Source organism: Amycolatopsis xylanica (genome assembly GCF_900107045.1).
Classification (GTDB): domain Bacteria; phylum Actinomycetota; class Actinomycetes; order Mycobacteriales; family Pseudonocardiaceae; genus Amycolatopsis; species Amycolatopsis xylanica.
Window position 1 is genome coordinate 416,432 of sequence record NZ_FNON01000006.1, and the last position, 13,476, is coordinate 429,907.

The 13,476-nt window shown below is 68.3% G+C and carries 14 protein-coding genes; 5 read left to right on the top strand and 9 right to left on the bottom strand.

From position 1 onward, the window contains the following. Positions 1 to 35 precede the first annotated feature (35 nt). The 3 genes from BLV57_RS28685 to BLV57_RS28695 are packed head-to-tail and all read right to left on the bottom strand — an operon-like array spanning position 36 to position 2,687. The gene (locus tag BLV57_RS28685; protein WP_091293949.1) at positions 36 to 230 is read right to left on the bottom strand and encodes a ferredoxin; all 195 of its coding nucleotides are present in this window, start codon (positions 228 to 230) and stop codon (positions 36 to 38) included. Positions 231 to 239: 9 nt separating this feature from the next. Continuing rightward, complete coding sequence (locus BLV57_RS28690) at positions 240 to 1,460, bottom strand: cytochrome P450 (protein ID WP_091293951.1); 1,221 nt, start codon at positions 1,458 to 1,460, stop codon at positions 240 to 242. An 18-nt stretch (positions 1,461 to 1,478) separates the two neighbouring features. Beyond that, entirely contained in the window at positions 1,479 to 2,687 is a 1,209-nt protein-coding gene (locus BLV57_RS28695) for a cytochrome P450 (RefSeq protein WP_091293952.1), read from the bottom strand. Between the two features lie 184 nt (positions 2,688 to 2,871). Here BLV57_RS28695 and BLV57_RS28700 point away from each other — a divergent pair, with 184 nt between their 5' ends. Further along, complete coding sequence (locus BLV57_RS28700; RefSeq protein ID WP_091293954.1) at positions 2,872 to 3,504, top strand: TetR/AcrR family transcriptional regulator; 633 nt, start codon at positions 2,872 to 2,874, stop codon at positions 3,502 to 3,504. Here the strand turns inward: BLV57_RS28700 and BLV57_RS43440 are convergent, their stop codons facing one another. The 6 genes from BLV57_RS43440 to BLV57_RS28730 all read right to left on the bottom strand — a co-directional run bounded on the left by BLV57_RS43440 (position 3,505) and on the right by BLV57_RS28730 (position 9,460). Beyond that, positions 3,505 to 4,110 carry a hypothetical protein gene (locus tag BLV57_RS43440; RefSeq protein WP_245757554.1) on the bottom strand — a complete coding sequence of 202 codons (606 nt, stop codon included), beginning with the start codon at positions 4,108 to 4,110 and terminating at the stop codon, positions 3,505 to 3,507. A gap of 160 nt (positions 4,111 to 4,270) precedes the next feature. Then, entirely contained in the window at positions 4,271 to 5,137 is an 867-nt protein-coding gene (locus BLV57_RS28710; RefSeq protein ID WP_091293955.1) for an aldehyde dehydrogenase family protein, read from the bottom strand. Continuing rightward, entirely contained in the window at positions 5,130 to 6,563 is a 1,434-nt protein-coding gene (locus BLV57_RS28715; RefSeq protein WP_091293957.1) for an aldehyde dehydrogenase family protein, read from the bottom strand. The genes BLV57_RS28710 and BLV57_RS28715 overlap by 8 nt, the downstream gene beginning before the upstream one ends. Then, a complete protein-coding gene (deoC, locus tag BLV57_RS28720; protein ID WP_091293959.1) occupies positions 6,563 to 7,537 on the bottom strand; it encodes a deoxyribose-phosphate aldolase in 975 nt (324 codons plus the stop codon). The genes BLV57_RS28715 and deoC overlap by 1 nt, the downstream gene beginning before the upstream one ends. 99 nt (positions 7,538 to 7,636) lie before the next feature. Further along, positions 7,637 to 8,794, bottom strand: coding sequence for a serine hydrolase domain-containing protein (locus BLV57_RS28725; RefSeq protein WP_091293960.1), 1,158 nt, complete (start codon positions 8,792 to 8,794; stop codon positions 7,637 to 7,639). A 57-nt stretch (positions 8,795 to 8,851) separates the two neighbouring features. Further along, positions 8,852 to 9,460 carry a DUF1707 SHOCT-like domain-containing protein gene (locus tag BLV57_RS28730; RefSeq protein ID WP_091294262.1) on the bottom strand — a complete coding sequence of 203 codons (609 nt, stop codon included), beginning with the start codon at positions 9,458 to 9,460 and terminating at the stop codon, positions 8,852 to 8,854. 276 nt (positions 9,461 to 9,736) lie between these two features. Here BLV57_RS28730 and upp point away from each other — a divergent pair, with 276 nt between their 5' ends. From upp to BLV57_RS28750, 4 genes are read left to right on the top strand one after another with little or no spacing between them, the layout of a single operon-like run. Then, the gene (upp, locus tag BLV57_RS28735) at positions 9,737 to 10,360 is read left to right on the top strand and encodes a uracil phosphoribosyltransferase (RefSeq protein WP_091293962.1); all 624 of its coding nucleotides are present in this window, start codon (positions 9,737 to 9,739) and stop codon (positions 10,358 to 10,360) included. Between the two features lie 4 nt (positions 10,361 to 10,364). Continuing rightward, on the top strand, positions 10,365 to 11,567 hold the full coding sequence (locus BLV57_RS28740; RefSeq protein WP_091293963.1) for a pentapeptide repeat-containing protein: 1,203 nt from the start codon (positions 10,365 to 10,367) through the stop codon (positions 11,565 to 11,567). A gap of 38 nt (positions 11,568 to 11,605) precedes the next feature. Next, on the top strand, positions 11,606 to 12,181 hold the full coding sequence (locus tag BLV57_RS28745; RefSeq protein WP_091293965.1) for an RNA polymerase sigma factor: 576 nt from the start codon (positions 11,606 to 11,608) through the stop codon (positions 12,179 to 12,181). After that, entirely contained in the window at positions 12,178 to 13,413 is a 1,236-nt protein-coding gene (locus tag BLV57_RS28750; protein ID WP_091293966.1) for a hypothetical protein, read from the top strand. Before BLV57_RS28745 ends, BLV57_RS28750 begins: the two co-directional genes overlap by 4 nt. The last annotated feature ends 63 nt before the right edge of the window (positions 13,414 to 13,476 follow it).

Sequence of the window (13,476 nt, forward strand, 5' to 3'; positions counted from 1 at the left end):
CGGGAAAAGCACCCGGGATAAAGCCCGCTTTATCGTCACTCGACGAGGGACAGGGCTTGGCTGGGGCAGATGTGCACGGCGTCGCGTGCGTGGTCCGCCGCCTCACCTTCGGGTTCTGACACGAGGACGATGACCGTGCCGTCGTCCTCGGTCTGGTCGAACACCTCCGGGTCGGTCAGCACGCACTGACCGGCTCCGACGCAGCGCCCCGTGTCGGCGATGATCTTCATGGAACTCTCCTACTTGCAGGTGACGGGCAGTGCGTACAGCCCGAAGATAGCCGCGTCGTCCTTGAACGGCAGCTCCGTTTCGGGGACCGCGATCTTCAGATCCGGGATCCGCTTGAAGAGCGTGTCGATGACGATCTGCAGCTCCATCCGCGCGAGGTTCTGGCCGAGGCACTGGTGCGCCCCGAAACCGAACGCCACGTGGTGCCGCGCGCCGCGGTCGATGTCGAGCTCGTCGGGGTTCTCGAACGCCGCCGGGTCGCGGTTGGCCGAGTAGCCGAGCGCGAGGATGCCCTCGTCCTTCTTGATCGTCACGCCGCCGATTTCGACGTCCGCGACGGCGACGCGTGCCGTCGCCGCGTCGACGATCGTGAAGTAGCGCAACAGTTCCTCGATCGCGACCAGCGTCTTGCCGGGGTCTGCCTTGACGATCGCGAGCTGCTCGGGATTGCGCAGCAGCGCCAGCGTGCTGAGCGAGATCATGTTCGCCGTGGTCTCGTGCCCCGCGAGCAGCAGCAGGAACGAGAGGCTCACCAGCTTGCCGTGGTGGTACGTGCCTTCCTCGCGCAGCTTGAGGATCTGCCTGCCGAGCAGGTCGCCCTCGGACGGCGCGGCCTCCTTGGCCGTGACCAGCTCGTCGAGGTAGTCGACGACGCCGTCGAACGCCGCGCGCCGCTCCAGCGGGGTGGCGGTGCGGCTGAGCATGCTGGCCGTGCGCACCTGGAAGAACTCGTGGTCCTCATAAGGGACGCCGAGTAGCTCACAGATCACCAAGGACGGCACCGGCAGCGAAAGCTCCGCCACCAGGTCGACCTCGCCGTCCGCGGCGAGCAGCGCGTCGATGCGCTCGTCGACGATCTCCTGAATGCGCGGGCGCAACGCCTCCATGCGCCGCACGGTGAACTCGCCGAGCACCGCGCGCCTGGCCGGGCCGTGTTCCGGCGCGTCCATCGACAGCATGGTCTTCTCGAAGTCCGGATTCTGGTTCTGGCGCTGGCCCTTGATCAGCATCGGGAAATTCGGGTTGGTGCGGTCCGCGCTGAATCGCGGGTCGGACAGCGCGGCGCGGACGTCCTCGTGGCGGGTGATCGCCCACGCCCAGGTGCCGTCCGGCAGGCTGACCTTCGAAATCGGTTCCGACTCGCGGATCTCCTTGTATTCCTTCGGCGGCGAGAACGGGCATTCCCTGGCAAGCGGGAACGTCAAATCCTCGGTCTCCATTACCCCTGTCATTGCTCTCTCCCCACTAATTCACCACGTGACCGGCAGTTCATGCAGGCCGTAAATAGTTGTCTCCGTCTTGTACGGAAGTTCGGCGGCGGGTACTGCGAGCCGCAATCCCGGAATGCGCCGGAAGAGCGTGTCGAAGATGATCTGAAGCTCCAGCCTGGCCAGGTTCGCGCCCAGGCATTGGTGAATACCGAAGCCGAACGCGACGTGATGCCGTGCGCTGCGTTCGATGTCGAACTCATCCGGATCAACGAACGCTTCGGCGTCCCGGTTCCCGGAAATCGTCAATGCGATGACGCCTTCACCCGCTCGGATCAATTGCCCGCCGATTTCGACATCGTCGATGGCGACGCGCAGTCCGGCGGCCTCGGCGATCGTCAGGAATCGCAGCAATTCTTCGATGGCGCCCAGCGTTTTACTCGGGTCTTCGACGATTTTCTTCAGCTGATCGGGATGTTCCAGCAAAGTCAGGACGCCGAGTGAGGTCATGTTCGCCGTCGTCTCGTGCCCGGCGACCAGCAACAGGAACGCGAGTTCTTTGAGGTCCTGGTGCCGGACGCCACCGCCCGCGCGCTGCTTGAGGATCAGCCTGCCCAGCAGGTCGTCGGTCGGCTCGGCTTCCTTGGCGGTGACCAGCTCGTCGAGGAACGTCAGCAGCTCGCCGAACGCGGCCTGCCGCTCGGCCAGCACCTTGTCGCGGCTGAGCATCGCGTACGTGCGCGACTCGAAGAACTCGTGATCGTGATACGGCACGCCGAGCAGTTCGCAGATCACCAGTGAGGGCACCGGAAGCGCGAGCGACTTGACCAGATCCGCCGGCTTCGGGCCGTCGAGGATCGCGTCGATCCGCTCGTCGACGATCTGCTGGACTCGCGGCGCCATGGCCTTCACCCGGCGGATGGTGAACTCGCTGAGCACCTCGCGGCGCTTCTCGCCGTGCTCGGGCGCGTCCATGTCGATGAGTGAGGACCGGAAACCTGGGATGATCTTCTGGTCCTTGATGATCCGGGGGAAACCGGGCGCGTGGCGGTCGGAGCTGAACCGCGGATCGGTCAGCAGCTGCCGGATGTCCTCGAGGCGGGACACCGCCCAGATGGTCATCCCGGACGCCAGCCGGACCTTCGTGACGGGCTCCTCCGCGCGCAGCCGCTGGTACTCGGCGGGCGGACCGAACGGGCAAACCCGCTCCATCGGCCAGGCGAGTGTCGGCGAGCCGGCCACGTCGGTCATTCCCATCCCATCCGGACAAAGCGCCTATGTGGAAGGTTTGTTTCCGCTTACGTGTCCCAAGGTACCGAAGTGGAGGGTTTCCGTCCACCTAAATTCACCGGATGCCGTCAACTTCCAACCTGTACTCGGTAAACCGTTGCTCATGCGAGAATCGGCCACCGGTTTCACGCGAAAGGCAAGTGACATGAAGGCCGAATCTGGGGCGCCCTTGCGGGCAGACGCGCGCCGTAACCGTGACCAGATCATCGCCGCGGCCAAGACGATCTTCGTCGAACAGGGCCCTGACGCGCCGATGGAGGACATCGCGCGCGCGGCGGCGGTCGGCGTCGGGACGCTCTACCGGCGGTTCCCCGACCGGGAGACGTTGATCAGGGAGGTCGCGCGGGACAACTTCGCGCGCGTGCTCACCGAGGCGCGCGCGGCACTCGCGGAGGAGCCGACGGCGTGGGACGCGCTGGTCCGCTTCTTGCGCTTCTCGCAGGAGCTGCGGCTGTCCGTGCAGCTCGCGATGCTCTCGCCGCAGGCGGAGGCCGCGATCGCCTGCGACCCGCTCACCGGCGAGTTCCGGCGCGCGCTGCTGGGCGAGCTGGAGACGGTGGTCAAGAACGCGCAGGCCGAGGGGGCGCTGCGGCCGGACGTCGGCGCGGGCGACGTCGCGCTGGTCTTCACGTTGCTGCTGCGGCAGCTGCCGAACAAGCTGGACAACATCGAGTCGGCGGCCGAGCGGGTGATGGGGCTGATGCTCGACGGCCTGCGCGCCCAGCCCGGCAGCGAACTGCCGGGCCGGGTGCTGACCGGCGAGGACCTGTTGCCGTAGTTACGGGGTAGGGGAGCAGGCGGCGTGCCCGACCGTGACCGAGCCGGTGATCTTCGAAGCGGGCAGGAAGTTGATCCGCAGCATGGTGAGCGCGATGCTGCCGTCGCCGGGCTTGTCGTGGATGTTGAACACCGCGTTGGCCAGCACGGTGCCGTCGGGCTTCTTGAGTGGCACGGTGTGCTTCTCCGGGACGGGGTTCGGAAGCGCGGGGATCCCGGACAGGCCGCCGTAGCTCCAGCCCGCGTTCGTCTGGGTCTGGGTGGCGTCGCAGGTGACCTTGTAGGTCGCGATCTTGACGCGCGGGCCCTTCTCGCTGACCAGTGCGGACAGGTCGAAGTTCTTGCCCTCGGCCTTGGAGGACGTGGTCGTGGCGTCGGTGTTCGGGTCGGTCACCGTGGTGGTGCACGACGAGGTGCCGCCGCCGAAGGTGATCCCCGTCTTGCTGACCGGCGCGGCGGCCTTGGTCGTGGGGCCGTCGACATCGCATTTGCCCTGGACGGGCACCTTGATGTTCGTGCCGCCCTTGGTGAAGTCGGCCGAGCCGAGGTGCGCGATGCCTGCCGGGGTATCCGCGAGCGCAGGCGCGGCGCTGAAGATCAACATCATGACCGTGAGTGCTGGAAGGGTGCGTTTAAGGTCCATGAACGGGTTATCGGCATCTACCGGGTAGCACGTTGCGTCACCGGACGATAACCACCCGTTAGTGTGACCGACGGGATAAAGCGGGCTTTATGCCGCTCTGGGATAAAGCCCGCTTTATCGCGTTTTAGACGCCGAGGGGGTGCCAGACCGTCTTGGCTTCGAGGTAACGGCGCAGGCGCGAGATGTCCGGGGTGTCCGTCCAGTCGGGCTCGGCGTCGGGGACCGTCAGGACGCGCTTGACCGTGTTCGCGGCCTCGCGGGCCAGGTCGGCGCGCGCCGAGGGCTCGGCGCCGGTCGGGTCGAGCGCGTTGACGTCGCCGTGCGAGGCCAGCCAGGAGCCGAGTTCCGAAGCGCGCCCGGTGAGGATGTTCGCCACGCCGCCCGGCAGGTCGGACGTCGCGAGCACCTCGGACAGTGTGATCGCGGGCAGCGGGCGGTCGGCGCTGGACACGACGACGGCCGTCGAACCGGTGGCGAGCACCGGCGCGAGCACGCTGACCAGGCCGAGCAGCGACGACTGCTGCGGCGCGAGCACGCCGACCACGCCGGTCGGTTCCGGGACGGTGAAAGAGAAGTACGGGCCCGCGACGGGGTTCGCCGCGCCGAGCACGGTCGCGATCTTGTCCGTCCAGCCCGCGTACCAGACCCAGCGGTCGATCGCGGTGTCCACAAGGGACTGTGCCTTCTTCGCGGCGACGCCCTCGGACGCGGCCACCTCGGACACGAACTGCTCGCGACGGCCTTCGAGCATCTCGGCCACCCGGTACAGGACCTGGCCGCGGTTGTACGCGGTCGCGGCCGACCAGCCGCCGAAAGCCTTGCGTGCGGCCACAACGGCGTCGCGAACGTCCTTTCGGGACGCGTGCGCCGCGTTGGCCAGGAACTTGCCCTTGGTGTCGGTGACCGGATACACCCGGCCGGACTCCGAACGCGGGAACTTGCCGCCGATGTAGAGCTTGTACGTCTTCGCGACGGAGATGCGATCAGACATTGAGGTAGGCCTCCAAGCCGGTGCGCCCGCCCTCGCGGCCGAATCCCGATTCCTGGTAACCGCCGAACGGCGCGGCGGGGTCGAAACGGTTGAACGTGTTGGCCCAGACGACCCCGGCACGCAGCTGGTTCGCCATCCACAGGATGCGCGAGCCCTTCTCGGTCCAGATGCCCGCGGACAGCCCGTACGGCGTGTTGTTCGCCTTGGTGACCGCCTCGTCCGGGGTGCGGAAGGTCAGCACCGAGAGCACCGGGCCGAAGATCTCCTCGCGCGCGATGCGCATCGACTGCTGCACGTCCGAGAAAACCGTGGGAGCGAAGAAGAATCCGCGTTCCGGCACCGGGCACGGGCTGGTCCAGCGGTGCGCGCCCTCGGTGTCGCCCGACTCGACCAGCCCCTTGATCTTGCTGAGCTGCTCGGCCGAGTTGATCGCGCCGATGTCGGTGTTCTTGTCCAGCGGGTCGCCGAGGCGCAGCGTCGAGACGCGGTACTTGAGTTTTTCCATCACCTCTTCGGCGACGGATTCCTGGACCAGCAACCGCGAACCGGCGCAGCAGACGTGGCCCTGGTTGAAGAAGATGCCGTTGACGATGCCCTCGACCGCCTGGTCGAGCGGCGCGTCGTCGAACACCACGTTCGCCGCTTTGCCGCCCAGCTCCAGCGTGAGCTTCTTCGACGTGCCCGCGACCTGACGCTGGATCAGCTTGCCGACATCGGTCGAACCGGTGAAGGCGATCTTGTTGACATCACCATGTTCCACAATGGACTGTCCGATGTCGCCCGCGCCGGGCAGGATGTTGACCACGCCGGGCGGAAGTTCGGCCTGCTGGCAGATCTCCGCGAACACGAGCGCGGTCAGCGGCGTGGTCTCGGCGGGCTTGAGCACGACCGTGTTGCCGGTGGCCAGCGCGGGCGCGATCTTCCACGCCAGCATCAGGAGCGGGAAGTTCCAGGGGATGATCTGGCCCGCGACACCGAGTGGTTGCGGGTTGGGGCCGAGGCCCGCGTAGTCGAGCTTGTCCGCCCAGCCCGCGTGATAGAAGAAGTGCGCGGCGGCCGTCGGGACGTCCGAGTCACGCGATTCCTTGATGGGCTTGCCGTTGTCGAGGCTCTCCAGCACCGCCAGCTCGCGCGAGCGTTCCTGGATCAGCCGCGCGATGCGGAAGAGGTACTTCGCGCGCTCGCTGCCCGGCATCTTCGACCAGACGTTGGTGTACGCCTTGCGTGCCGCCTTGACCGCGGTGTCCACATCGGACACCGACGCGGTGCCGACCTCGGCCAGCACCTCTTCGGTCGCCGGGTTGATCGTCTTGAGCGGCTCACCGTTGCCGTCGACGAACTCGCCGTTGATGAACGGCCGGTAGTTCGGCTTGAGGTTCGCGATGTCGCGCGATTCGGGCGCGGGCGCGTACTCGAAAATACCCATCAGTCCACCGTCACATAGTCGGGACCGCTGTAGTGGCCGTCAGCCTGGGTGCGGCGCTGCAGCAGGAGGTCGTTGAGGAGGCTGGAGGCGCCGAAGCGGAACAGGTGCGGCGACAGCCACTCCTCGCCGGCGACCTCGTGCACCGCGACCAGGTACTTGATGGCGTCCTTCGTGGTGCGGATGCCGCCCGCGGGCTTCACGCCGCGCAGTTCGCCGGTGGTCTCGCGCCAGTCGCGCACGGCCTGCAGCATCACGTGCGTGACCGGCAGCGTCGCGGCGGGGGAGACCTTGCCGGTCGAGGTCTTGATGAAGTCGCCACCGGCCAGCAGCGCCAGCCACGACGCGCGGCGCACGTTGTCGTACGTCGCGAGCTCACCGGTCTCGAGGATGACCTTGAGGTGCGCGTCGCCGCAGGCGGCCTTGATGGCCTGGATCTCCTCGAAGACCTGCCCGTAGCGGCCTTCGAGGAAAGCGCCGCGGTCGATCACCATGTCGACCTCGTCGGCGCCGGCGTCGACGGCGATCTTGACGTCGGCGAGCTTGATCTCGCGGCTGGTGCGCCCGGCCGGGAACCCGGTCGCCACGCTGGCGACGTTGATCCCGGTGCCCGCGAGCGACTCGACGGCGGTCGCCACCAGGTCGGGGTACACGCAGACGGCCGCGACCTTCGGCGTGCCGGGGCGCTCGGGGTCGGGGCGTTTCGCCTTCGCCGTGAGCGCGCGGACCTTGCCGTGGGTGTCGGCGCCCTCGAGGGTGGTCAGGTCGACCATCGAGATGGCGGTGTCGATCGCCCAGAGCTTCGCGGCCTTTTTGATACTGCGCGTGCCGAGGCCCGCCGCGCGCTGTTCGACGCCGACCTGGTCGACGCCGGGCAGCCCGTGCAGGAACCGGCGCAGGCTCGCCTCGTCGCGAGTCGCGTCCGCCAGTGGTGCCGGGGTGGCCGGCGCGGCGGACGTTGCCGTCGTAGCTGTCATGCACCCGAGTCTAGGGTGTGACAGAACCGGCATCCTTTGTCACACAGGGTCGTGAGTGTTCCGGCCGGTTCTAACCGGCCGGAACACTCACGACCCCTGCTACAAGACCGGAATCAGCGGCTGGGCCGCGACCTTCGCGGCGGGCGGGATCTGCGGGTTCGGGCAGAACTCGTTGATCATCGGCAGCTGCCGCTTGAGCGCCACGTCACTCGACGCGGTGACGTCGATCGTGGCCAGCGTGGAGATCTGCTTGCCTGCGCCATCGTGGAAGCTGAGCGTGTTGAAGCCGGGCAGGTCGCCGCCGTGGCCCCAGATGCTGACCGCCTTGCCGCACAGGTTCGCGGGCAGGTCGAACTTCATCAGGCCGAGGCCGTAGGAGAGCTCGCCGCTGACGGGCACCGTGGTCTTCATCTCCTTGAGCATGTCCGCGCTGAAGAGCTTGGCGCCGAGCAGCGCGCCGAAGAACCGGTTCAGGTCGGCGCCGCTGGAGACGACGTCGCCCGCGCCGGAGTAGCGCGTGTAGTTGTACGTCGTGACGTCCGTCAGGCCGTGCGGCGCCGGGTAGAGCTGCTCGTAGCCGCGAGCGGCCGGGGCGAGCAGGAACGGGAAGTCGAGCGGCAGCGAGGTGTCTCGCAGGTGCAGCGGGCCGGTGACGCGCTTGGCCAGCACCTGGGCGAGCGGCTGGTGGGTGATCTTCTCGACCAACAGGCCGAGGATGTTGAAGCCGGTGTTCGAGTAGGACCAGCTGGTGCCCGGCTTGAACAGCAGCGGCTGCTGCGTGCTCAGCCTGATCTGCTGCTCGGGGCTGAAGTGCTCGAAGCGCTCGGTGTCGATCTCGGGCAGTGATCCCCAGCCCTGCTCCGGCGTCAGGTCGCGCGGGACGCCGCTGGTGTGGTTCAGCAGCTGGCGGACGGTGATCGGCTCCGGGTAGGGCAGCAAGCCGGGCAGGTACTGCTGGATCGGCTGGTCCAGCCCGATCTTCTTGGCGTCGGCGAGCTGCAGCACGAGCGTCGCGGTGAAGACCTTCGACACGCTCGCGACCCGCCAGCGGCCGGACGCGTTCGGCTTGCCTGGCCGGTTGACGTCGGCGACACCGCTGACCCCGCGGAAGTCGTCGGCGACCGCGACCATGCCGGGCGCGCCCGCGGCGACGGCCGCGTCCATGGCGGCCTGGCGCGCGTCGGGCGCGGCCGAAGCCGGTACGGCGGTGAAGAGAAGTGTTGCGGCACAAGCGATGGACATGATCGTCCGGCGCATGGTCGGATCCCCCTTGGTCGAAATGAAACCCCCGGAGACCGACGTTACCGAAACCGGCTAGCCGTCGAGTTCTTTGACCTCGGTTTTGCGCCGTTTGCGCGTCACCACTACGCCGCCCCAGAACGCCAGGCCGGTGATCTTCACCGTGGGCGCGGTCGGCGGCGCCGGCGGGGTGCCCGCCTTGTCGTCGAGGTAGAACGAGCCCATGAAGCCGATTCCGGTCACGTCGACGTTGATGTCGTCCGGCACGGTGATCTGGATACCGCCCATGATCGCGACGGCCGAGATGGTGGACTGCTTCTCGGCGAACCGGGCGTTGCGCAGGTCGATTTCGGCGCCGCCCCAGAACGCGAAGCTGTTGTGGTTCGGCGGGAGCACCCAGCTGCCCTTGCGGACCGCGCCGGACATGACGCCGACCGAGACGGCCGACCCCGGGTGGCCGCCGATGCGGTTGTCCGGGAAGCCGAGCGCGCGCGTGGTGGCCGGTTCGATCGCCGCAGAGCCGACCGGCAGATCGGCCGTGACCGGCTTCAGCTCACCGAGCGTCTTCGCCGCGTAGACGGTGCTGAGGCGCTCTTCCAGCTCGTTGATCGTGATCCGTCCCTCGGCCAGCGCGCCGTGCAACACCTGCGCGACCCGCTCGCGATCGGCATCGGAGGCGCGCATCTGGTCGGACTGCTGGGACTCGGTCACGCCGGGGAGTGTAGAGGCAATTCCGGCCCCGCACGGCGCACTCCCGCGGATTGGCCGGGGCGGCCGAAGTCGTGTCGTCCATCGAGGTACGCGTGTCGTCCAACTGTGTACGCGTGTCGTCCGTTTACGTACGGGCGGGGCGGCTTCGGCCCGGGGTCGCCTGTACGCGGATGGACGGCATTCGTGCACAGACGGACGACACGCGTGCATGGATGGACGACACACCCATCTGAACTAGGGTGAGCGTTTATGGACGTGCTCGTCGTTGACCACCCGCTGGCGAAGGCCAGGCTCTCCACCATGCGTGACGCCCGCACGGACAGTGCCGCGTTCCGCGCCGCGCTGCACGAGCTTTCGATGATGCTCGTGTACGAGGCCACCCGTGACGCGCCGGTGCGCACCGAGCGCATCCACACGCCGGTGGCGCGGACCGACGGGTACAAGCTGGCCAGCCCGCCGCTGCTGGTCCCGGTGCTCCGCGCCGGGCTCGGCATGGCCGACCAGGCGCACAAGCTGATCCCGGACGCGCAGATGGGCTTCGTCGGCCTCGCCCGCGACGAGGAGACGCTGCAGCCGGTCCCGTACCTGGAGTCGCTGCCCGAGTCGCTCGCCGACCGGCCGGTGCTGGTGCTCGACCCGATGCTGGCCACCGGCGGCTCGATGGAGTACACGATCCGCCTGCTCACCGATCGCGGCGCCACCGACGTGACCGCGATCTGCGCGCTCGCCGCGCCAGAGGGCATCGCGCACCTGGAGAAGACCGGCCTGCCCGTCCGCGTGGTCACGGCCAGCATCGACGAGCGGCTCAACGACTCCGGCTTCATCGTGCCGGGACTGGGCGACGCCGGGGACAGGCAGTACGGCGCGGTCTGAACCGGTGGCAGAGAGACAGCCGCCGCTGCTGCGGTGGCCATGGATCGCCGCGGCCGCCGGTCTCGTCGCGCTGCTGACCGCGGGACTCGTCTGGTTCCTGCTCGGCTGGACCGACTCGCCCGATCCCGAGAAGGTCAAGGCGAAACTGGACGCGGTGCGCACGGCGTTCAGCATCGGGATCGGCGCGGGCGGCGTGTTCGCGCTCTGGCTGGCCGCCCGGCGCCAGCGGACGACCGAGCTCCAGGTCCGCGAGACCGCCAGGATCGCCGCGGAGACCAAGGCGCACGCCGAACGCGTCGCCGAAGTGACCGAACGCGATCTCGAAGAGCGCCGGGTGACCGAGCTCTACACCAAGGCGGTCGAACAGCTCGGCAGCGACAAGGCGCCGGTCCGGCTCGGTGGTCTCTACGCGCTGGAACGCCTCGGCCAGGCGAACCCGTCGCACCGGCAGACGATCATGAACGTCTTCTGCGCGTACCTGCGCATGCCGTTCACGATGTCCGGCGAAGCCAAGACGGAGACCGCCGCCCGTCGAGCGTTGCGCGACCGCGAGCCCTCGCCGAGGGCATGGGGACTCAGGCCGCCCGCCGAACGGGCCGAGGTCGTCGTCGAGGACGAACTCCAGGTCAGGATGACCGCGCAGCAGCTCATCGAGAACCACCTGCACGCGGATTCGCCGGTGTTCTGGGCTGACATGCGCCTGGATCTCCAGCGGGCGACCCTGGTCAACTTCACACTGCAGGAGTGCACGCTCCGCGCCGGGCAGTTCAGCTACGCGAGGTTCGTCGGCGCGACCCACATCGCGCGCACCACCTTCGAGATCAGCGCGTGGTTCTACGGCTGCGAGTTCACCGCTCTCGCCGACTTCAGCGGCTCGGACTTCGCCGAGGGCGGCGTGTTCTCGTGGACGCACTTCGCCTGGCTGGCGCACTTCTCGGGGAGCAAATCGCGGGGCCTCGGCTTCATCGGCGCGGTGTTCGACGGCGAACTGCGCTTCGCCGACGTCGACCATCCGCGGATCAACTTCGAGCGGTCTCGCATGCCCAAGCTGCCCGATTTCGGTGCGCAGCCGGTGAATCTCGATGGCGCCCTGGTGTCCGAGGAACCTGCCACGCTCCCCGCGGACAACCACGTCGAGTCGAGGGACGGCGAGATCGTCTTCGGCTACACGGGTGAACCGGCGCGATACGGCACACCCGCGCCCTAGCGACGCAACATCCTGGGGCGAGCCGGCCACTGACCGGTGTGACTTCCGAAGCGAGATCGGGCACGCCGGTGGACGACTCCGAGTTGTGGCAGCGCTCGACCCAGGGGGACGAGGGCGCTTTCACGCAGCTCTTCGAGCGGCACGTCTCGTCGGTGTGGAACCACTGCTACCGCTTGACGGGCTCGTGGGCGCAGGCGGAAGACCTGACTTCGGGCACTTTTCTGACCGCCTGGCGCCGGAAGAAGGAAGTCACGCTGGTCCGCGAAAGCGCGCTGCCTTGGCTGTACACGGTGGCCGCCAACCTCGCGCGCACTGAGCATCGCGGCTCCGCGCGGCGGTTACGCCTGCTGAAGCGGATCCCTGAGCCGGTGCACGTGCCGGACCACGCTGAAGCCGTCGCCGAGCAGGTCGACGGCGAGGAGCGGATGCGGCTGATCGCGGGCGCGGTCCGCGCGCTGCCGAAGTCGCAACGCCGGGTCGTCGAGCTGTGCCTGCTCGGCGAGCTGCCCGCCGCGGACGCCGCGGAAGTGCTGGGGGTTTCGGAGGTCACCGTGCGCTCGCATTTGTCGCGCGCCCGTGCCCAGCTGCGGAAAGCGTTGGAGGAAAGCGCATGAACGACCTCGAGCTGCCCCCACGGCGCGAGCTGCCGCCGGAACTCCGCGCGAAGATGCTGACCGACCTCCGGCGCGGAATGCTCGACGAGCGCCGGTCCCGCGTCAAGCCACTGGCCGCCGTGGCCGCCGCCGTGCTGCTGTTCGGCGGGGTCGCCGCCGGCGTCCACGCGCTGAGGGATGAGCCAGAGCCGGTGTCACCGGCGATCCCGCCGGGACTGCATCTCGACAAGCCCTTGGCCGAGCGGACACTCGACCGCTGCTGGAACGCGCTGCGCGCGGAGAAGAAGACGGGGTCGTATCCGAAACGCTCGTTGTGGGTTCCGGTGTTCACGAAGACGGACATGGGGGTCACGGTCGTGGCGGCGCGGGCGAACGGGAAGCCGCTGTTCTGCGAAGCCTCGTCGATCTCGGTCACCCTGTCCGATCCGAATGCCGAGCTCAAGGCCCCCGCGATCGCGCTCTACACCAAGGGGAGAGTGGCCGCGGGGGTGGCGGATCCCGCGTGGGTAAAGGTCAAGCTCGGCCTCGGGCCGAAGGAGCGTCCCGGCGTGGAAACGATCGGCGAGGCAGAGCTCGGGGACGGGCTTTTCGTCATCTTTTCGGGCGCTCGTCTGGAGAACCATGCGGCGTCGCTGCGCATGTGGCGCACCGAGCCTGCGGAGGGCCCCAAGCTCGAGGTCTCGCTGCCCCCGCCGATGACCAGCGTGGCCGACCACCTCACCCGGGCCGATAGGACTTCCGCCGACGGCAGGTTCCTCGGCGACTGCCTGAGAGACGCCGGAGCGGACATGCCGGACGCGGACACGTTCGAACCGGGCGCGAAGATGACGCTGAAGATACCCACGCCGGCCAACCCGTCGGCGAGCATTCTCAACCTGATGGTCGGCCGGAACGACAGCTGGTTCCTCGCCTGCACCACGCAGCCCGACGGGCCGCTGTGGAACAAGCCGATGGAGATCGCCGACCGGCCGGTCACGGCGAGATTCCTCGGGCCGTCGAGCAGCACGGAGAGCACCCACCCGGCAGAGTGCGTCGGCGGGGTCGTGCCGCGTGAAGCGGCCGGCGTGACGGTCACGATGCCAGGCTTTCCCGCCGTCCCGGCGGAGGTCGCCAACGGCACCTTCGTCGCCGCGCTCTCCGAGGAGATGCAGGCTGTCGCGCAGATCGGCTCGATGACGTTCAAGGTCACCGATGCAGCTGGCGGCGTTCTCTACGAGGGTCCCGCACTTTGAAGCGTTTCCGGCCTGGGGGTCGTGAGCGTTGCGGGCGGTTCTAACCGCCCGCAACGCTCACGA

Excerpts from the sequence above, each read along its gene's own strand:
- BLV57_RS28685 (WP_091293949.1), bottom strand. The coding sequence starts at position 230 with ATGAAGATCATCGCCGACACGGGGCGCTGCGTCGGAGCCGGTCAGTGC.
- BLV57_RS28690 (WP_091293951.1), bottom strand. The coding sequence starts at position 1,460 with ATGACAGGGGTAATGGAGACCGAGGATTTGACGTTCCCGCTTGCCAGG.
- BLV57_RS28695 (WP_091293952.1), bottom strand. The coding sequence starts at position 2,687 with ATGACCGACGTGGCCGGCTCGCCGACACTCGCCTGGCCGATGGAGCGG.
- BLV57_RS28700 (WP_091293954.1), top strand. The coding sequence starts at position 2,872 with ATGAAGGCCGAATCTGGGGCGCCCTTGCGGGCAGACGCGCGCCGTAAC.
- BLV57_RS43440 (WP_245757554.1), bottom strand. The coding sequence starts at position 4,110 with ATGATGTTGATCTTCAGCGCCGCGCCTGCGCTCGCGGATACCCCGGCA.
- BLV57_RS28710 (WP_091293955.1), bottom strand. The coding sequence starts at position 5,137 with ATGTCTGATCGCATCTCCGTCGCGAAGACGTACAAGCTCTACATCGGC.
- BLV57_RS28715 (WP_091293957.1), bottom strand. The coding sequence starts at position 6,563 with ATGGGTATTTTCGAGTACGCGCCCGCGCCCGAATCGCGCGACATCGCG.
- deoC (WP_091293959.1), bottom strand. The coding sequence starts at position 7,537 with ATGACAGCTACGACGGCAACGTCCGCCGCGCCGGCCACCCCGGCACCA.
- BLV57_RS28725 (WP_091293960.1), bottom strand. The coding sequence starts at position 8,794 with ATGCGCCGGACGATCATGTCCATCGCTTGTGCCGCAACACTTCTCTTC.
- BLV57_RS28730 (WP_091294262.1), bottom strand. The coding sequence starts at position 9,460 with ATGCGCGCCTCCGATGCCGATCGCGAGCGGGTCGCGCAGGTGTTGCAC.
- upp (WP_091293962.1), top strand. The coding sequence starts at position 9,737 with ATGGACGTGCTCGTCGTTGACCACCCGCTGGCGAAGGCCAGGCTCTCC.
- BLV57_RS28750 (WP_091293966.1), top strand. The coding sequence starts at position 12,178 with ATGAACGACCTCGAGCTGCCCCCACGGCGCGAGCTGCCGCCGGAACTC.